At 41.1% G+C, this 18,835-nt stretch carries 20 protein-coding genes and 1 pseudogene; 9 read left to right on the top strand and 12 right to left on the bottom strand.

Annotated features, from left to right (window positions below):
* The first annotated feature begins 19 nt into the window (after positions 1-19).
* Together QUD05_RS31935 and QUD05_RS31930 are read left to right on the top strand one after the other, a co-directional pair.
* Positions 20-1,297, top strand: a complete 1,278-nt coding sequence (locus QUD05_RS31935) for a P-aminobenzoate N-oxygenase AurF (RefSeq protein ID WP_289799542.1) — start codon at positions 20-22, stop codon at positions 1,295-1,297.
* Between the two features lie 14 nt (positions 1,298-1,311).
* On the top strand, positions 1,312-1,602 hold the full coding sequence (locus QUD05_RS31930; RefSeq protein WP_289799541.1) for a 2Fe-2S iron-sulfur cluster-binding protein: 291 nt from the start codon (positions 1,312-1,314) through the stop codon (positions 1,600-1,602).
* Between the two features lie 299 nt (positions 1,603-1,901).
* Here QUD05_RS31930 and QUD05_RS31925 read toward each other — a convergent pair whose 3' ends face one another.
* A complete protein-coding gene (locus QUD05_RS31925; RefSeq protein WP_289799540.1) occupies positions 1,902-2,489 on the bottom strand; it encodes a Uma2 family endonuclease in 588 nt (195 codons plus the stop codon).
* 153 nt (positions 2,490-2,642) lie between these two features.
* Between QUD05_RS31925 and fni the strand changes: the two genes are divergently transcribed.
* Both fni and sppA read left to right on the top strand, forming a co-directional pair.
* Positions 2,643-3,692 carry a type 2 isopentenyl-diphosphate Delta-isomerase gene (gene fni, locus QUD05_RS31920; RefSeq protein ID WP_289799539.1) on the top strand — a complete coding sequence of 350 codons (1,050 nt, stop codon included), beginning with the start codon at positions 2,643-2,645 and terminating at the stop codon, positions 3,690-3,692.
* A gap of 167 nt (positions 3,693-3,859) precedes the next feature.
* Positions 3,860-5,695 (top strand): signal peptide peptidase SppA, encoded by a 1,836-nt coding sequence (sppA, locus tag QUD05_RS31915; protein ID WP_289799538.1) that lies wholly within the window; start codon positions 3,860-3,862, stop codon positions 5,693-5,695.
* 76 nt (positions 5,696-5,771) lie between these two features.
* Here sppA and QUD05_RS31910 read toward each other — a convergent pair whose 3' ends face one another.
* A complete protein-coding gene (locus tag QUD05_RS31910; protein ID WP_289799537.1) occupies positions 5,772-6,329 on the bottom strand; it encodes an HPP family protein in 558 nt (185 codons plus the stop codon).
* Positions 6,330-6,531: 202 nt separating this feature from the next.
* Between QUD05_RS31910 and QUD05_RS34560 the strand changes: the two are divergent.
* From QUD05_RS34560 to QUD05_RS31900, 3 genes and pseudogenes are all read left to right on the top strand, one after another.
* Positions 6,532-6,719, top strand: a pseudogene (locus tag QUD05_RS34560) (signal peptide peptidase SppA); the annotation flags it as partial.
* A 398-nt stretch (positions 6,720-7,117) separates the two neighbouring features.
* Positions 7,118-7,357, top strand: a complete 240-nt coding sequence (locus QUD05_RS31905) for a hypothetical protein (RefSeq protein WP_104909601.1) — start codon at positions 7,118-7,120, stop codon at positions 7,355-7,357.
* Between the two features lie 215 nt (positions 7,358-7,572).
* Complete coding sequence (locus tag QUD05_RS31900) at positions 7,573-9,171, top strand: Hsp70 family protein (protein ID WP_289799536.1); 1,599 nt, start codon at positions 7,573-7,575, stop codon at positions 9,169-9,171.
* A gap of 396 nt (positions 9,172-9,567) precedes the next feature.
* Here QUD05_RS31900 and QUD05_RS31895 read toward each other — a convergent pair whose 3' ends face one another.
* The 9 genes from QUD05_RS31895 to QUD05_RS31855 form a co-directional block, all read right to left on the bottom strand.
* Positions 9,568-9,744, bottom strand: a complete 177-nt coding sequence (locus QUD05_RS31895; RefSeq protein ID WP_289799535.1) for a PIN domain-containing protein — start codon at positions 9,742-9,744, stop codon at positions 9,568-9,570.
* A 26-nt stretch (positions 9,745-9,770) separates the two neighbouring features.
* Entirely contained in the window at positions 9,771-10,862 is a 1,092-nt protein-coding gene (locus tag QUD05_RS31890) for a hybrid sensor histidine kinase/response regulator (protein ID WP_289799534.1), read from the bottom strand.
* A 264-nt stretch (positions 10,863-11,126) separates the two neighbouring features.
* A complete protein-coding gene (locus QUD05_RS31885; RefSeq protein ID WP_289799533.1) occupies positions 11,127-11,573 on the bottom strand; it encodes a response regulator in 447 nt (148 codons plus the stop codon).
* On the bottom strand, positions 11,566-13,002 hold the full coding sequence (locus QUD05_RS31880; protein WP_289800130.1) for an ATP-binding protein: 1,437 nt from the start codon (positions 13,000-13,002) through the stop codon (positions 11,566-11,568). The genes QUD05_RS31885 and QUD05_RS31880 overlap by 8 nt, the downstream gene beginning before the upstream one ends.
* Positions 13,003-13,009: 7 nt before the next feature.
* Complete coding sequence (locus QUD05_RS31875) at positions 13,010-13,330, bottom strand: hypothetical protein (protein ID WP_289799532.1); 321 nt, start codon at positions 13,328-13,330, stop codon at positions 13,010-13,012.
* 102 nt (positions 13,331-13,432) lie between these two features.
* Positions 13,433-13,555, bottom strand: coding sequence for a hypothetical protein (locus tag QUD05_RS31870; RefSeq protein WP_289799531.1), 123 nt, complete (start codon positions 13,553-13,555; stop codon positions 13,433-13,435).
* A 165-nt stretch (positions 13,556-13,720) separates the two neighbouring features.
* Positions 13,721-14,254 carry a L,D-transpeptidase gene (locus QUD05_RS31865; RefSeq protein WP_289799530.1) on the bottom strand — a complete coding sequence of 178 codons (534 nt, stop codon included), beginning with the start codon at positions 14,252-14,254 and terminating at the stop codon, positions 13,721-13,723.
* A gap of 497 nt (positions 14,255-14,751) precedes the next feature.
* The gene (locus tag QUD05_RS31860; protein ID WP_289799529.1) at positions 14,752-15,267 is read right to left on the bottom strand and encodes a L,D-transpeptidase; all 516 of its coding nucleotides are present in this window, start codon (positions 15,265-15,267) and stop codon (positions 14,752-14,754) included.
* A gap of 113 nt (positions 15,268-15,380) precedes the next feature.
* Positions 15,381-16,013 carry a bifunctional 4-hydroxy-2-oxoglutarate aldolase/2-dehydro-3-deoxy-phosphogluconate aldolase gene (locus QUD05_RS31855; RefSeq protein ID WP_289799528.1) on the bottom strand — a complete coding sequence of 211 codons (633 nt, stop codon included), beginning with the start codon at positions 16,011-16,013 and terminating at the stop codon, positions 15,381-15,383.
* Positions 16,014-16,242: 229 nt separating this feature from the next.
* On the opposite strand from QUD05_RS31855, the gene QUD05_RS31850 reads away from it, so the two are divergent.
* Entirely contained in the window at positions 16,243-16,512 is a 270-nt protein-coding gene (locus QUD05_RS31850; RefSeq protein ID WP_289799527.1) for a hypothetical protein, read from the top strand.
* A 454-nt stretch (positions 16,513-16,966) separates the two neighbouring features.
* The gene (locus tag QUD05_RS31845; RefSeq protein ID WP_185584679.1) at positions 16,967-17,239 is read left to right on the top strand and encodes a GlsB/YeaQ/YmgE family stress response membrane protein; all 273 of its coding nucleotides are present in this window, start codon (positions 16,967-16,969) and stop codon (positions 17,237-17,239) included.
* Between the two features lie 291 nt (positions 17,240-17,530).
* On the opposite strand, the gene QUD05_RS31840 is transcribed toward QUD05_RS31845, so the two are convergent.
* Positions 17,531-18,697, bottom strand: coding sequence for a nucleotide-binding protein (locus QUD05_RS31840; RefSeq protein ID WP_289799526.1), 1,167 nt, complete (start codon positions 18,695-18,697; stop codon positions 17,531-17,533).
* Positions 18,698-18,835: the final 138 nt, after the last annotated feature.

Genomic DNA, 18,835 nt, shown 5'->3' with positions numbered 1-18,835 from the left:
GCGTTAAATCAAAACGGATATGGAAAAAACTATTCATCGCAAATTACAAATTAACCACACCCGCAACAAACAGCAAGATCATACTGCTTTAATGGATGAAGCAGTTAGCAATTTTCGCTACGAAGATTGTCAAAACGAGTATTGGAACCCAGAGGAATTTTCCCTCCTATATGGTACACCTTTATGGGAACAGTCCAGTCAACATCAGCGTATAATTTTAAACCAACTTTACTGGGTAGCTTACTACTCACAAATTGTTTCTGCGGAAATTGCCACTATCTTTTTCAATCAAACCAGTGCAGCCGGACTTTACGCCCAAGAGGATTTTCGCTTAATCTGCGATACCTTAGATTTGGAATCCGCCCAAGAGCGATCGCACATTAACGCCTTCCGCACAATTGCCAAAGAGGTTGAACAAGCGTTGTTTGGGGAACTTATCTTTACCTACCCCATGCGCGGCCCCTTTACAGAAACGATGGTTTATGCTGACACCAATGCCCTAAAAACTTGGTGGAAAAAAATTCAACTTCAATACTTTGGGCTGATTTCTGCGAATAATACTTTTTTGGCTTGTCAGTATTTTACAGTCCGGGGAGTGCGGACACTAAACGGCAAGTTAGTACAGCACAAACTCAGCAATTATTATCAAAAGCATCCCCATCCTGAAGCTGCTCCAATTCCGGCTAAAGTCTCCTATTATCACTTTATGGATGAAAGCTTTCACTTCAATAGTTCGACAATTATATCTCACGATGTTGTCACTTGCCTTAAGCCACCGACTGCTTTTGAGCGACTGGTGGCTAATTTAGGATTGCTAGGATGTCAGCGCGATCATTTTCATTTTTCGGCTGCGATAAACGGGATTTTTTGGTACGATCCGGCGCTGTATGGCAAGATTTATCGGGTGTTGCGATCGCCTATTTTTGAGATGAGTGACAATGATGCTAAAGAAATGATGCGGTGTTGTTTTACGGAGGAGTCGGAAGGATTGCAGCGCAGTTTCTCAACTCATCAGGAGGCAATGAAATCTTATCAGGTGTATATTGAAAATCTCGATTATCTTTGGCAACGTAATCGGGATATGTCGCTGATGGCTACTAATTCAATTTCTCGATATTTGGCGACTCAAAAAATGGCTTTTCAAGGTTTTGAAAACCGAAGGGATTTATTTTTAGCTCACGCAGAGACGCAGCACTTCTCTACAAGAGGCTGCGCCCGAAGCGAAGCTATGCCGCAGGCTTTACGACTACGCTCAGTGACCGGCGCAGAGAGGAATGGAAAAGTGTTGTTTAGGTAAGATTGTTGCTTATTATGGCTGACTTCTGTAAGATATACTTTCCGGGAAGTGATTTTGTTCCTGTCACTCTGGAATGTCATGAAAATTTGTCTGAACATCTCACGATTCAGAATTCACCTGTTTTATTTGGTTGTCGGACTGGTATTTGTGGCACTTGTTTAGTTGAGGTTATTGGTGATATTCTTCCTCCTCAATCTGATGAACAAGAAATGCTGGAAACTTTAGCAGCTAATCATTCTCATGCGCGGTTAGCTTGTCAGGTTGATGTTACAGGTAATGTTGAAATTTGGAGACTGGAAGTGTAAATACTGAGTTGGAAACAAAATTAACTAAAACCCTTAATGGACATGGGTTAGAGGCTAACCGATTAAAAGTTATGTAAAAGGTTTGGTAAGTAAAATTTAGGGTCAATTTTTATACAAAAAGTTTATTATACTCAGATTTTATGTGATACTGAAGAGAATAGGCAACACAAGGACAAGTGTTTATGTAAGCTGATTTATACGTCATAGTTACTGATTTACACAGACGGCGTAATGAGCAACAATTAGGCATCATTCGCTGTGAATGATGCCCACGCCACAAGCAGCGCACGATCACAGTTTTATTCCTCAATCAACTCAAAATTCACCCGTTCGTAAAGATCACGCAAGGCAATTTGAAAATCGATAGAATCTAAGACTAAAAATGCATCTTCACTTTCATATTCCTTGAAAATCCATTGACCTTCTGCTTGCTTGGCAAATTGTTCCACAGCAAAACTATACTGGTCAATCATAATATATTCTTGAAAACCAGGAATCGAACGATAATATTTAAACTTATCTGTTTTGTCATAATTTTTAGTTGAATTTGATAAGACTTCAACAATTAATAAGGGATTGGTAATAGTTGTTGTACCTGTTCCCTCATAAATAGGCTTACCTTTGATGACTATAATATCAGGATAAGTATAAAGGCGATAACGGGGTATTGATACTTTAACATCAGCCATATATATGTCATAAGCTTGACCTTGCACTGTCAGGGGAAACTTGCGACAAAAATTAAGTGCAATTTTGTTGTGGTTAGTTGTTCCCCCTGTCATAGGTATAATTTCTCCATCTCTGTATTCATTTTTATATTCAGCTTTCTCTTCTAATTCCAAATATTCTTCTGGGGTGTAATAACGCTTTTCTGTTTGTAAAACCATATTAATTAACTCATAAAATGAGTGAATGGGTATGTTATCAATAGCGTAACGTACTCGAAAGATAGCAAAAATAAATATTTTTGTTATACAAATACGGTTGCAGACAATGTAACAATAGCGATCGCAAGCAAATCCTTTTAGCCATACCCACCAGTGAACGCCCCTACCAATATCTCTGCACAAACTCAAAATCGCAAAGCCGATCACATTCGCATCTGCTTAGAAGAAGATGTTCAGTGCGATCGAATCACCAATGGACTAGAACGTTATCGCTTCACCCATTCTTGCTTACCCGAATTGAACCACGACGATATTGATATCAGTACAACTTTTTTGGGGAAACACCTTGACGCACCCTTATTAATTTCTTCCATGACTGGCGGAACAGAACAAGCCGCAATCATTAACCAACGTTTGGCCCAAGTAGCACAACACTACAAAATTGCAATGGGTGTCGGTTCCCAGCGCGTAGCGGTGGAAAAACCCCAGGTGGCTGATACTTTTGCTGTCCGCAAGTATGCCCCTGACGTTCTGCTACTTGCAAACTTGGGGGCTGTGCAACTTAACTACAAGTACGGCTTAGATGAATGTTTGCGGGTAGTTGATATCTTAGAGGCTGATGCCCTGATTTTACACATTAACCCTTTACAAGAGTGCATTCAACCCAAAGGTGACACTAATTTTCGGGGTTTGCTTGACAAGATTTCTATATTATGCTCAAAATTACCAGTACCCGTGATTGCAAAGGAAGTTGGTAACGGCATTTCAGCAGCGATCGCCAACAAACTCATCGCCGCTGGAGTAGCAGCAATTGATGTCGTTAGTGCGGGCGGTACTTCTTGGGCAAAAGTAGAAAGCGAACGGGCAGAAAATCCATTGCAGCGTCGCCTAGGAAGGACGTTTGCCGATTGGGGTTTACCAACAGCAGAGTGCATTACAACTATTAGAGCGATCGCACCAGATGTGCCCTTAATTGCTTCGGGAGGTTTGCGTCATGGATTGGATGTTGCAGCTGCGATCGCCTTGGGAGCAGATATAGCTGGTTTAGCAATGCCTTTCTTACAAGCAGCAGCAACATCAGAGACAGCAGTAGCCGAACTCGCTGAAGTATTAATCGCTGAAATCACCACAGTCTTATTTTGTACTGGCAATGCCACCTTGTATCAGTTAAAGCACTCTGGCAGTTTACAGCGCATAGAATAAGTAGATAGGTCATTTGTCATTTGTAAATGCCCAATGCTCCTCAAGAGTGTTGAGTAATGAGTAATGAGTAATGAGTGGGGAATCTCACTTTTTTACTCAGAACTGGCTCAATGCCGCGCTACCGCTAACGAAACTGTTTTGCCCAATAACTAATAACTAAATAACTAATGCGTAATTTTATCAAACAAACTTTTGCTAGTTTAGTTGGCACTTTACTAGGACTAATTATTTTCGCTGGTCTGGGAACCACTGGACTGTTCTTGCTGATATTGGCTGCTAGCTCGTCTAAAGATACTGGGCCAAATGTGAAAAATAAGTCAGTGTTGGTTTTTGACTTGTCAATGAAAATTACTGATGGCGAGCCTAGTTCAGGGCAACTGTTTCAAAACACAATATCAGGTGTCGATGAAGATAGAATGGCACTCCGCAAAGTTGTAGAAACTTTGGAAAAGGCGCGACGCGATCCGCGCATTGTCGGGATCTACTTGGATGCAACTAACACAAGCCAAGCTGGTAATGTTGGCTATGCCTCTCTAAAAGAAATTCGGAAAGCGCTAGAGGAGTTTCGCGCTGCGGGAAAAAAGATTGTTGCCTATGGCAGTGATTGGAGTGAAAAGGAATATTACGTGAGTTCAGTGGCAGATTCCATTGTCCTTAATCCTCTGGGAATGATGGAAGTCAACGGTTTGAGTTCACAACCAATGTTCTTAACGGGAGCATTACAGAAGTATGGCATTGGTGTTCAAGTCGTGCGAGTCGGGAAATTTAAGGGAGCCGTTGAACCGTTTATTCTCAACAAGTTGAGTCCAGAAAACCGCGAACAAACTCAGAAATTGTTGGATGATGTTTGGGGAGAGTGGCGCACTGCTGTCGGCGGAAGTCGGAAAATTGAACCCAATAAGTTGCAAGCGATCGCAGATAATCAATCTTTACTAGAAGCCACACAAGCCAAAACTAGCGGTTTAGTCGATCAAGTACAATACCCCGATGAAGTTGTCGCTGACTTGAAAAAGTTTACAAATAGCGATAAAGAAGACAAAACATTTCGACAAATTAGCCTGAGTAGCTACGCACAAGTTTCTGGTAAATCTTTGGGTGTAGAACGTAACTCCAAAAATCAAATTGCCGTTGTTTATGCTGAGGGCGAGATTGTCGATGGTAAAGGAGAAGATGGGCAAGTAGGAGGCGATCGCTTTGCGAAAATCTTCAACAGACTACGACAAGATAAAGATGTGAAGGCTGTTGTATTACGAATTAATAGTCCTGGTGGTAGCGCTACCGCAGCCGAAGTCATGCAGCGAGAAGTGAAATTAACTCGTGAGGTAAAACCAGTTGTAGTATCAATGGGTGATGTCGCCGCCTCTGGTGGTTATTGGATTGCTAGCGACTCTAATCGCATTTTTGCCGAACCAAATACCATTACAGGCTCAATAGGTGTGTTTGGGGTGCTATTCAATGGGGAAAAGCTGGCCAATAATAATGGTATTACTTGGGATTCGGTGAAAACCGGGCGCTATGCTGATAGTCAAACAGTTTCGCGTCCGAAATCGCCTCAAGAGTTAGAAATTTATCAGCGCAGTGTTAACCGGATTTATAGTATGTTTCTGAATAAAGTTTCTCAAGGTCGGAAACTCCCAGAACAAAAAGTAGCAGAAATTGCCCAAGGAAGGGTTTGGTCGGGTGAGGCAGCCAAAGAAATTGGTTTAGTGGATGAAATTGGTGGTTTGAATACTGCGATCGCATACACTGCCAAACAAGCGAAACTAGGAGAAGACTGGGAAGTGCAAGAATATCCTCGCACTAGCAGCTTCGGAGAACGCTTTTTTGGGCGGGCAACAGAAGAGGCGCGGACTGCTTTAGGCATTGAGGGGGCGCAACTCAAATCAGCCAATCCCCTCACCGCTGAATTTCAGAAATTACAACAGGAAGTAGAGATTCTGCAAAAGATGAACGATCCGCAAGGAGTTTACGCCCGTTTGCCTTTTAACTTGAAGATTGAGTAATTTTTTGTAGGGGTAACTCATGAATTGCCCCTACATTTTGTACTTGATACGATTAATTTTGCTCTAGAAATTAATGTTATAACCAGTGCTTTGGATACGTCCTTTCTGCTGCTAAATTATTAAAGATCACAGCGCATAGCACTAGAATCATCGATCCCTCAAAGGCAGGTGTTAGCAGAAATTGCCAGTCCGGTTTCGTCATCATAACGACTAATGCAACAGCACCCGAAGGTGGGTGTACAGTTCCGGTAAACTGCATAATTGCGATCGCACTAGAAACAGCCATTCCCATTGCCAAGGGAGAGGAACCGAAAAAATGCAGAATTATCAGACTCACTATAGCAGCTAAAAGATTACCCCCAATGACATTACGAGGTTGAGCCAAAGGACTATCAGGGACACCAAATATCAAGACACTTGTAGCACCAAAAGGAGCCATCAGCAAAGGAGAATTAGTTTTGACAGCAAGGTAGGACGTTGCTGTGATGGCTAAAAAACTACCGATCCAACTCCAAAAAACATGCCGATGATGAGGTCTTTCTATTGGACAGGTTAGCGGACACGAGCGCCATCTACCAAAGGTTTTAAACCAATAATTTTGCCACTTCAACCGAACTTTTTTACTATCGATCATGAATCAACCACTCGATACTCATGACTCCTTGAATTGACTGAGCAAGGCTTTGCTTAAGTTACAATAACATGACATTTATGAAAAAAATCTCTAAAAAGTATCTAAATACACAGATTTTTTTTGTTTTATTAGAGTTTTGCCTAAATAGGCTAATTTGAACAGCGAGGCGGATGAGTTGGCCTTGCCAAGGTCGTAATCAGGAGAACGCTTTTTTAGGCGGGCAACACCAGAAGCGCGGACTGCTTTGGGAATTGAGGGGACGCAACTCAAACAATCCAATCCCCCACCGCTGAATTTCAGAAATTACAACAGGAAGTAGAGATTCTGCAAAAGATGAACGATCCACAGGGGGTCTACGCTCGCTTGCCTTTCAACTTGAAGATTGATTAAATGCTTTTTGAGCATCCGTGGACAGTAACTCACCGAATACTACGTCAAACTAGTTTTGAGGATTTCTAGTAAGGATTTTAGTCCTTGTTTTCTCAAGACTAAAGTCCTACCCATCAATATCAAGACAGACCACTACAGCGATACACATGAGTTAGCCTCTTGAGCCATAAACCAGCTGACATCTGCTGCTTGGATGTGTAAAGTAGTTAAGAGTCAACTAAAATTTCCAACTTTTGCCAACCTTTGACAGAATTTTAGATTTATAATTTTGCTGAAGCAGCCCGGTTAAACAGTGGCTCAAGTATGGAAAAATCTAAAATTTTTTATTTAAACCAAGTGTATTTACACACTAACCCAGTCTAAAGTCTAAAATACAAAATTGAGTAAAACATCCATCTATGGCTAGAAAAACACAACGTCTTCTGCTGCTAATTGTTTCCTGTAGTATCACTGGTGTAATTTTAGGAGGTACTGCTGGTTGGGCAGAAAGTAGTCTCTGCCTGGAAGACAGTAAGGTTACAAGTGAGTGCCTAACCCAAGATCCATTCCAAAAAACTATCCAAGGAATGAGTACTGGATTATTAGCTGGGGCTGGGGCTGCTTTTGGTGCAGTCTGGCAGTTACGGAATGAAGATTGAGCTTACATCAAGAGTTAGGAGTTAGGAGTTAGGAGTTAGGAGTTAGGAGGAGTTTCGCCAAATAATTTTTTGCGTAAGCGTAGCTAATCTAGGCATCGCATTCTTGATTTTATTAAACTGCCCTTAGATCATTAATTGCATTGTTGGTGGGTTATGGAGAATAATCACAAATAAAGCAGCTTTGGCATCTTTGTGCGAGAGAATAAATATAAAATATGGCGATCGCAATCGATTTTGGTACTAGCAACACAGTCATTGCTCGTTGGAACCCTGTAACCCAGCAGCCAGAAACCCTGACTCTACCAGGCTTATCAATTAAACAAAGTCTCAATCCGCCACTGATTCCCAGCTTGGTTTATGTTGAAGACGCAGCCCAAAATAAAGTCTTAGTCGGGCAACAAGTACGCGATCGCGGTCTTGACCTCAAAGGCGAAACGCGATTTTTCCGCAGCTTCAAACGCGGTATTGGTGCAGATATCCAAGGTTTCTTACCAGAATTAGATGGGCAAATTGTCACCTTTGAACAAGTCGGGCAATGGTTCCTTACTCAAGTAATTGAACAACTAGCACCCCTGGAAGGAGGGTTAGACTCTTTAGTGTTAACTGTACCCGTTGACAGTTTTGAAGCTTATCGTCACTGGTTGGGAAAAGTTTGTCAAGCCCTTCCCGTCGAACAAGTGCGAATGCTGGATGAACCCACAGCCGCCGCCTTGGGTTATGGCTTGGCAGATCAAGAAAATCTCTTGGTGATTGACTTTGGTGGTGGTACTTTGGATTTGTCCCTTGTGCGGCTGGATCGAGGTGTCCAAGCAACAACCAAGCCGTTAGGATTTATCCTCAAGTGGGGTAATAAGTCTCTGGCTGAAGATTCCAAACAAAAAGTCAAAACTGCCCGTGTATTGGCGAAAGCTGGGCAAAATCTGGGCGGTACTGATATTGACAACTGGTTAGTAGATTACTTTGCCAAAACTCAAGAGTTGGCAGTAAGTCCCTTGACAACAAGATTGGCAGAACGGGTAAAAATTCAGCTATCAACCCAAAATCAAGCTAGTGAAGTTTATTTTGACGATGAGACATTTGAAAGTTATGAACTGGAACTAAACCGCGACACTTTTGAAAATATCCTCAAAGAACACGCTTTTTTTGAGTTATTGGATGAGTCGATGACAACACTGTTGCAGCAAGCAAGACGGCAAGGGATAGAACTTCCAGATATTAATGCAGTTTTGTTAGTTGGTGGGACAGTGCAATTGCCAGCAGTGCAGACATGGATCAAACAGTATTTTGAGCCAGAAAAAATCCGTTGCGAACGTCCCTTTGAAGCGATCGCTCAAGGTGCATTACAGTTAGCACAAGGGATACAAATCAAAGACTTTCTTTACCATAGTTATGGTATCCGCTACTGGGATCGTCGCAATCAGCGTCACAAATGGCATTCTTTAATTAAAGCTGGACAGGCATACCCAATGAGTCAAGCAGTGGAATTAGTCTTAGGCGCTTCTGTAGAAAATCAGCCCAGCATTGAACTAATTATGGGAGAATTGGGAGCAGATACAGGTAGTACTGAGGTTTATTTTGATGGCGATCGCTTAATTACTCGCCGTATGGACAGTAGTGAAACCAGCGTCAAACCCCTCAACGATCAAGAAGGCGCGAGGACAATTGCCCAACTGACACCAGCCGGGTATCCTGGAAGCGATCGTATTAAAATCCTCTTTCAAGTTGATGAACAACGCTTTTTACGAATCACGGTTGAAGACTTGTTAACGAATGACACACTTTTGGAGAATCAACTTGTGGCACAGTTGAGTTAGTTAACTAATGGGACTTCCAAATAAAAAAATATCCAACTATTTCTTGTGGGGTGGGCGACACGATAGCCCATGATTAGGGGCGCTCATGTTGCCATTGGTGTCAACTTAACGCGAAACCGCTTGTCCGCCGGGAATTTCAATTCCCGTCTCATATCATGTTCGCCAAATTACCCATAATAAAATAACCCCTCCCCGCCTGCGGGGAGGGGAGACAAAGCACAGCTTTGGCGGGGTGGGGTTCTTCGGGTTTAATAAGCAATCAAGCGGACATGATATCATCGCTAAAGTCATCTGAAGATGACTAAATAGCACCAAAAATCTCCAGTCTACTTCAGTAGACTTAAGCTATTAGCCCGAAAATTTATTTCCGGGCGGGCATGGAAGCCAACAGATAAGCTATTTCCAGCTTAAGTTGACACCAATGTCATGTTGCCCACCCCACAAAATTGAATAATTTATTTCTTGGAAATCCCTAAAAGGATTTAAAAGTGGGATACCGCAACCGTAAAAATCGCGGATATTGGAAGCTACTAAGAGTAATTGATGAATTTGAGCAGTAGCAGCAATCATCATATCTGCTTGGGTGTGTGTTTTCTCGCTTAATTTTCGCGGAACGCAGAATTTCCTATTGGTAATAATACTGTAACGTTAGTACCAATACCAACTTGGCTTTCAATAGAAATTTCTCCTGTATATAAATCAACACAACGTTTAACAATCGCCAACCCCAGCCCAGTTCCTTGAATTTTTCCAACATTGTTGCAACGGCTAAAGGTTTCAAATAATCGATGCCGATCGGTTTCAGGAATACCAATACCGCGATCGCTAACACAAAACTTCACTTTATCATTTAGGCAACTGACTTCAACTCGAACTTCACTACCAGATGGAGAATATTTCAGTGCATTTGAAATGAGATTGGAAAGGATATGCCTTAAAAGAGCAGCATCCAATTCTATTAGATGTAAATTTGACTGAAAATCTAAAATGATGGAATGTTGATTCTTATCGCTATATTCCAAAGAGGCGATTAACTCCTCACAAAATTCTTGGAGATGAAGTTGACTTAATTCAATTTCAAAATTCCCTGTATCAACTTTTCCCAACAAGATCACTTCATCCAGAAGTTGACACATGTGGTTAACTGTTGTACTTATCTGTTGAGAATAAGTTTCTTTCTTCTCCACAGTCAGGTTGCTATCATAGTGGAGTAGCACTTCACTCAAAACTCGTAATACACTTAACGGATTCCGAAATTCATGGGATACCATTGAAACAAAGTAGGACTTAAGCTGGTTTAATTCCCGTTCTTTATCCAGTGCATCTAATGCTTCTCGTTCCCGATTTTTGAGTTGTTGGAGAATTTGCGATCGCTCCATTGCGTACCGAATACTACGCCGCAAAAGTTGGATCGTCACCTGATCTTTCACCAGATAATCCTGTGCCCCCTGTGCCATCGCTTCCAAGGCTAATTCTTCATCATCAGATACGGTCAAAATAATAATTGGAATGTCAGGAATCACTTGATGCAACCGTGATATAGTTGCCAATCCCTCAGAATCAGGCAACCGTAGATCGAGCAATGCCAGATGGAAGGATTTCGTACAGCAATAGTTAATAGCCTCGCTCAACCGCTTTGCATGAACTAGTTTCCAATCACTAGGTCGCTGCTCGGAAGAACACGCGTTCAAACAAGAGGGCATCTGTAATGCTATCTTCTACTAATAAAACTTGAATAGATTCTTGCTGCATAGAAAAATGAATCTCCGTGGCTGAAAATATCGGGTAGAAATGAAGTATTAGACCCAATACGGTTCAGTTAAGGCTAAAACTCTTTATCAAAGTCAATTTTTTAACGAACCGCAGAGGCACAGAGGGAACAGAGAGAGGAAAACAATGCTTAACTGAACCGTATTGGTATTAGACCAGGGATTTAATAAAGGTAGAGGCTAACTCTACTCATCAGGTAACTTAACAGCAGCCAACCAAAACTCATCAATCAGTCGAACAACACGAATAAATTGCTGAATATCAATTGGTTTGGTTATATAGCAATTGGCATTAAAATTATAGGAGTCTAAAACATCTTCTTCATCATTTGATGTCGTTAAAATTACAATCGGAATTCGTTTCAAAACTGAATCTGCTTTAACTATTTTCAACACCTCACGACCATCTATTCTGGGGAGGTTTAAGTCCAACAAAATCAGATCGGGACGTAAGGCATCGACAAACTTTTCTCGATGACAGAGATAATCTATAGCTGCCTCACCATGTTTGACCCAATGCAAATTATGGACAACTTCAGCTTTGCCAAGTTCGCGAATGATTAAATTGGCATCACTAGCAGAGTCCTCAACTAATAAAATTTCAAGGGGTCGTAAATTAGGATTGCTACTCATAAATACTACAGGGGATAGTAAAATAAAATGTCGTACCCATGCCAAGGGAAGATTCAGCCCAAATTTCTCCACTATGGCGCGTTACAATTTTTTTACAGATGGCTAGTCCAATTCCTGTACCGGGATATTCATCGTGGGTGTGAAGCCGTTTGAATACCTCAAAGATTTGGTCTAAATATTGCGACGAAATACCGATACCATTATCTTTCACCTGGAATAAATAATCTCGATCGCGTTTTGTGGCTTGAATCTGAACATCAGGGTGATTGTCTTCATGGAATTTAATTGCATTACCAATCAGATTTTGGAAGAGTTGCACTAGTTGATTTTGGTCTGCGTTCAACGTCGGTAGTGGTTCGACGGTGATAGTAGCCTGATTTTCAGCGATCGCCACACGCAAGTTACGTAGTGCTTGCTGCACAGCCAGATTACAATCAGTGGTGACAAATTCCTTACCACGAGTGCCTACCCGTGAGTATGCCAGCAAATCTTGAATGAGTTGTTGCATTCGCTTTGCCCCATCTACCACAAAGTTAGCGTAGGATTGGGCTGTGCTGTCAAAGCGATCGCCATACTCGCTCATTAGTAATTGGGTATATCCTGCGATCGCCCGCAAGGGTTCCTGTAAATCGTGAGAGGCGACGTAGGCAAACTGTTCTAATTCCTGATTTGATTGCTGCAACTCCTGATTTAATAGTTGCAATTTTTTGGTCGCCTCGGTCAGTTCGGCAGTACGTTCGGTAACGCGCTGTTCTAACTCTTCATTGATCCGCAAAATCATCAGTTCTGCCTGTCTGCGTTCGGTAATGTTTTCAATCGCAGAGAGGATACAGATTGTCTCTTCAATTTGAATTAGTTCAGCCGAAACATAGCAAAGAATTTGTTCGCCGTTATGTTTCTGAAGTTTCGCTTCATAGTCTCTGAGTTTTCTGTGGAATTTCAACTCTTGAAGCATATATTGGCGATCGTCTGCTTTCTGCCAAATCTGCAATTCTAAAGCTGTACGCTCTAGCACCTCCTCTCGGACATACCCAAACAGCCACTCAAAACTATGGTTCACATCCAAATATCGTCCCTCATCGAGAGTGGTGATACTTTTAGCGATCGGGCTGCTATAAAAAGCTTTGGCAAATTTATCTTCTGAGAGTTTTAGGGCCTGTTCTAGCTGCTGGCGTTTCTGCTTTGCCCGCAAGGCTAGGATACCAAAACTCAAACTATCTGAAAGTTCTGTCAACAAAGCTAATTCTTGCGGATTAAACGCATCGGCTTCAGAGGAGTAAATATTCAAAGTTCCAAAAACTTCTCCTCCATCAAATAAAGGTATTACCAGCGAGGATTGGTAGCCACGTTGCTGTGCCGCCTCACGCCAGGGAGCAAAGTTGGGGTCTTCCAACATATTTTGGCAGGCGATGGGCCGGCGCGATCGAATTGCCCTGCTAGGTCAGCCCCTGTCCTCGTAGTGTATTTGCCCAGGTAATATTCACAGTCTTCAAGTATTCAGCTTCGTAGCCTGCCCAGACAACAGGTTCAACAGTCTTAGCTTCGTCGTGACAAACATACCCAACCCATGCCATGCGGTAAGCCGCCTCTTCAGTAATCAGGTGACAAAGGGTTTGCAGTAGCGTTGCTTCATCGACGGCTCGAATCACAGCTTGCGTACAGGCACTTAACACCCGCAGCGCCCGATTGATCACCTGAAAATCCCGCTTTAGATCCTTAAATAAGTCTTGGGGTAACTTGTTTGGCAAATGATCCACAATTAGCAAATGCAGAAATAGAAGTTTTCTATTAAGAAGATTACGCCCCAAAATTTATATAGAGGACATTTCAAAAAATATTTAAGGAAATCTTAATTAATTTCAACCTTTACAGACAGTTTCAATCCCAATCCCTGATATCATGATTCGTTTAAATTCTGCGATTGCCAACGGAGCGATCGCATAGCTCGGCAATCTCAAAACTTTGCTTGCGATTGTTACCATTACACCTTACAAACCATTTTTAAGCATAGACAGTGAAGAATGTTCCCAATTACTCAAAAATGTGTTTTTAGTCTAGCAATTATGTATAGACAGGTGCTTAACTCCATGAACGCACCCGTCTATACATCAAAGGAAAAATTGCAGATATTTATTACGAATTAGCAATTATTTCCGCACAACTACTAATGTTCCTGTTGAAGTCCAGTTGTAAAGATTGCGAGCTTGCTTAACAGGTAAATTTACGCAACCGTGACTGACTGGAGTCCCAAAACGGTTATGCCAATAAGCGCCGTGAATGGCATACCCTCTGTAGAAATACATTGTGTAAGGAACGTCAGGAATGTTGTAGCCTCTGCCTCGCATCCGATGAGTACGATACTTAGAATTAATCCGAAATCTACCTATGGGTGTAGGAGTCGCTCGCTTACCTCCAGAAATGCGATATGAATGAACAAGTTTATTACCTTCCCATGCACGTAAACGTTGCTCTGACAAATCAATTTCAATCCAGCGAGATTGGCTAATATTATTAGATACAGTGATGCTGTTTTCATCGACTGACGTGGCTGTTGCTGTAGTCGAGTTGGGTGTACCTGTTAACGGCGATGACCAAGAGAATAAAGTCACCACCATCAGCGCCACGCCTGTACAAAAAGTTCCTGAAGAACGAATCCCACCACGGGGAATCCAAGTTTGCATTATGCCTCACCTTTTAAACTACGCAAAAATTATGAAATGAAGTAATTTTCTGGAAAACTCCAAATTCCAGAGTGACTACTCACTTTCTGTGGAGGATTTACGCAATTCATCCGCTAATGCTTCTCAAGACAAGTCCTAAGCTAATCCACATTCAATTGGTATATTTGTCATTTGTCCTTAATTAAATGATGAGTCCTAATACCAATTACCAACAAACAATTACAAAGGACAACCTTTACAAAAAATCTGTCATTTAAATGTCTAAATGCAAACTTTCCCCGAATTCATATTTGCATTTCTAATTTCACACAGTAATTGTCAGGATTTCCGCTTATTTATTAGGCAAATCTTTAATGCCCTTTTCTATATTTTATTTCAAGTTCGGTAATTTGGACTCCGAAGATTCCCAGCATAAAATCTTGCTGGGAATCACTTAATTGTCTTGATTTGTTGTTATTAATGATTTTATCCAAATTGCCTTTTGGTTGCTTCACCTACTATTTCTGGATAACTACTGGTGTCCCTACCGATGCCCACTCAAATAGCCATTTAGCGTGTTTAGGTGCGAGATTTACACAGCCGTGGCTGACTGGCGTACCAAACCTTTTATGCCAGTAAGCCCCGTGAATACCGTAATTGCCTTGGTAAAACATCGCATGAGGAACATTGGGAACGTCATAGCCGCTTCCCCGCATCCTTGTAGTTTTGAACTTGGATTGAATATTAAAAGTACCAATAAGAGTGGGAGTGGATTTTTTGCCAGAGGAAATAGCACTTCCATAAACCACTCTGTCACCTTCCCAAGCTATTAACCGTTGCTTTGAAAGATCAATTTGAATCCAGCGCTTATCCGATTTTTGTAATGTCTGGATTTTTTGTGCAATCACTTGATTTTTGGAATTCGCCCAAGCTTCACTGGTTCCAGTAGTAGTAAAAACACTTAAGGACAGTGCTGTACCAGTGAGGAGTACTTGTAAGCGACGCACCCAGTCAGGAGAAATTTGTCTTTTCATTTTAGATACACTCACACTCAAATCATGGGGTCTTGAGAAACTTATCAGGTTTCACCTTTATTTCCATATCTATTACTTTAATAGACGTGGATGTTTGATGATTTGATTCTAAGTTAACCTAACTGTTGCATTAGGTTTTTTGCCTGAGTTGCGATCGCTAACCAATTTCCCTCTATGACAAGCTTTTGGGGAAATAATTCCCCGCTCAAACCGACAGCGATCGCTCCAGCTTGCAAAAATTCTTTGGCATTTTCTAGAGTCACGCCGCCAGTAGGAATTAAGGGAATCTCACCCAGTGGCCCTTGCAAACTTTTGATATAGTTAATCCCTCCCACTGCTTGTACGGGAAACACTTTTACACAACTAGCGCCCTGACTCCAAGCAGTAACAATTTCTGTAGGAGTCATAGCTCCTGGTATAATCGGCACATTTTTTTCTTGTGCTGCTTGAATCATTGCCGAATCAACATGGGGTGTGAAGAGGAATTGCGCCCCAGACGCGATCGCTTCTTCTAGCTGCTGCACATTGAATAGCGTACCAGTGCCAATGATACAGGCTGGTAATTCCGAACGTAGTTGACTGATTAATTCCCCAGCGCGATCGCTATTCCAGGTAATCTCAATTAGCTGCATTCCCCCAGATGCTACAGCCATTGCCATTTGCTGCCCCAATTCGATTTGGGGGGCGCGGATAACTGCGATCGCTCGATGTTTTTGCAACTGTGATAACCAAATTTGATTAGGCATTTTAACTGGGAATTGGGGACTGGGAGTAGGGACTCGGACTAGAAAATAGTTTTCAATCTAGTAAATACCTAATTTTTAATACTAATGCCCAATCCCCGATTCATAATCCCCTTAAAACTTGCTTCTTGCATCAAGCTATGAGATATTACATATAAATAACGTAAACTCTATAGTGTTACCGTAGTTTAAAGTTAGTGTCTTAGCATTTGGGTTTAAAGGAGTAATTAAAATGACAATTGCACGACAAAACACAGCAGCATCCTTACCAATCACCATTCACCATTCTGAAAGCGTCGATATAGCTAGCTTATGGAAGCTTGTGCGACTAAGTGCAAATGAATTTTGGTGGCGCACCAAGTCATATACAACGATTCTGGGCGTCATGCTGCTGACTTTAGTAAGTCTGATTTTCCTAAGTATGCATTGGTCTTACCGCAGACTGTTCCCATTGATCGGCCATCAAGTCATTGGCAGCGATCGTGCAGCAATTAAAAATTAAAAACTAGACATGAACTTGTAAAGGGATAAGCGATCGTCTCAATTATCTGATTTTGCTTCCTTTACATTACTTTAGAGACAGTCTCTAAAAATTCAGCTTAATTCTTCTAGTAGAGGAGAGAGCTAATTAAAAATGCATATACTGCAATTACCAAGCAATAGTTTATGTAAGCCCCTAGTTAAAGACCTACTAGGAGCTTTTTTTTAATTGACTATCTACCTCAAATGGGTGATATAGCAGTGGTCAGACAGCTTAGGACATTGGCAAATCGTAAGATAACGGCTAGTCACAGCTATCCATAGCGGACTTGTCCTAAGCTGGATGTTAAAAAGCTTAGTAGCAATTAAACTATTCCTAATGGATATTCATAATTAATTCTGATGGTAGATTAAGTCAAAAATGAAGATCGTTAATATATACATGTAAGTCAAAAACGTTTACCAACTTAACAACAATGAATATTCTTGCTTGGATTGTTTTAGGTCTAATTGCTGGTGCGATCGCAAAAGCTATCTACCCCGGTCATCAAGGTGGCGGAATTCTAGGAACCATATTGTTAGGAATCATCGGTGCTTTTGTTGGCGGTAGTTTAGGTGTATTTTTCAGTACGGGAACTTTATCTCTAGCAGCTCCTAGTCTCAGCATTCCAGGTATTGCAGTAGCAGTTCTTGGTGCAATTGTCGCAGTTTTCTTGTGGAATTTATTAACCAACCGCAGTGCTGTATAAAAAATTGCGGTAAATCAATGACAAAGATTTAACAAATTCATTTAACTATTTTTAACTGTGAATTAAATTGAAAAAATAGCGCCAGTCTGTGATAAGTCTGGCGCTGTTTTGTAATTATAGAGGTTCTCAGTAGAGTCCAATACAGACTTAACCCCAAGCAAGCCCCTTCAACCTCTCTATACCGTCAGGTTAGAGAGGAATTTCTGTATTAAGCTCGATTTTAGGACAGATATTGGTAAAAATTTTATAGGAAGATTAGCGATCGCTAAGTGTAAAATTATCTTAACAGTTTTAACTAGCTCTAAGAATTCCTATACCAGCTTCTCTTTCAATGTAATCTGCTAAGTTGATAAAATCTTCACGCGGGTAGCATCTTCCGCCAACTAGATCAAAAGCTAATCTACTGGCAGGATTTTCTGGATTTTCGAGTATATGTATACCCCAGTAGTAAAGTAGGTCGCTAGTCCGAATGCAAACTTCTTCTGGATCTATACAATGAAATTTTTTATCTATTTTACTAATTTCTTTATAAGTATTAGAATAAACTTCTTTAAGAAGCCTTAAGCGTTTAATACCAGGATCTTTAAAATTGTTAACTAATACAAACAAATGAGCTAAATTATTGATTTCACGTATTTCTTTAACAGTATCTTGAATAACTTTACCGTGCTTACTTATTCCCAGTGGATTGAAGGTTGTTGGGATAATACAATAATCTAATCGCTTAACTAGCTCTGGGGGATTACGCTCTAATGCTGGCGAGCAATCACAAATTACTATTTGACAATCACGGGCAGCATCTTCATCCCAATCATTTCCATCAAAAACTTGAATAGTTGTGCCTACCCCTTTAGGATTGGGAACAAAAACCCCATCACCTACTAATTTTTGCAGATTTTGTTCTGGGTCTAAATCCACAAGTGCTACATTAAATCCTTGCAGCGCTAATGCTCCTGCTAAATGACCTGCTACAGTTGTTTTTCCTACTCCGCCTTTACAGGTGAAAACTCCAAAATAAACTTTTTTTGACGTAGTTTCTTCGGAATTTTCAAGATTACCTCTGCCACCAATGACGTAATCACCATCAATTCCAACCAGCTTATTTTCATGGGCAATCCCACAGCGAATTTTAGTATCTTTACCCCAGGTTCTCATTAATGCCAATGCTGGGCCGCCAAATCCTTTTGTAGTTATAAACCAACCAAAATTAAATTTTTTGCCTTCGTCAGAATCTAAAAAGTCAGCAAACTTTAAAAGCTGTGGCGCTGTTACGTTACTTTTTAGCCATTTAACCTGAACAACACCAACTAGGTTTCCTTTTTTAACTACTAGATCGTAGCCAGGTTGATTGGTCTTTGCAGTTTCAACTGTCCAATCTGCTTTATGGATTAGTTTTGCTACGTGCTGCTCAAAGTGGGTAAAATCCTGGATGAATTGTGGCTCTAATGATGATGACATAAACAACTTTAGGTGTTTTGCTTCAATGCAGGAGTACGTAACATAGTATACCCAAATAAATAAACTTTGACCGTATAGTTGATTTATATACGTAACATGAATCACTATCCCCCTGATTTTCACAGAAATGCACTATAC

Source organism: Nostoc sp. GT001 (assembly GCF_030382115.1).
Classification (GTDB): domain Bacteria; phylum Cyanobacteriota; class Cyanobacteriia; order Cyanobacteriales; family Nostocaceae; genus Nostoc.
Note: the sequence above shows the minus strand (reverse complement) of the source record. Positions and strands in the feature narration are given on the sequence as shown.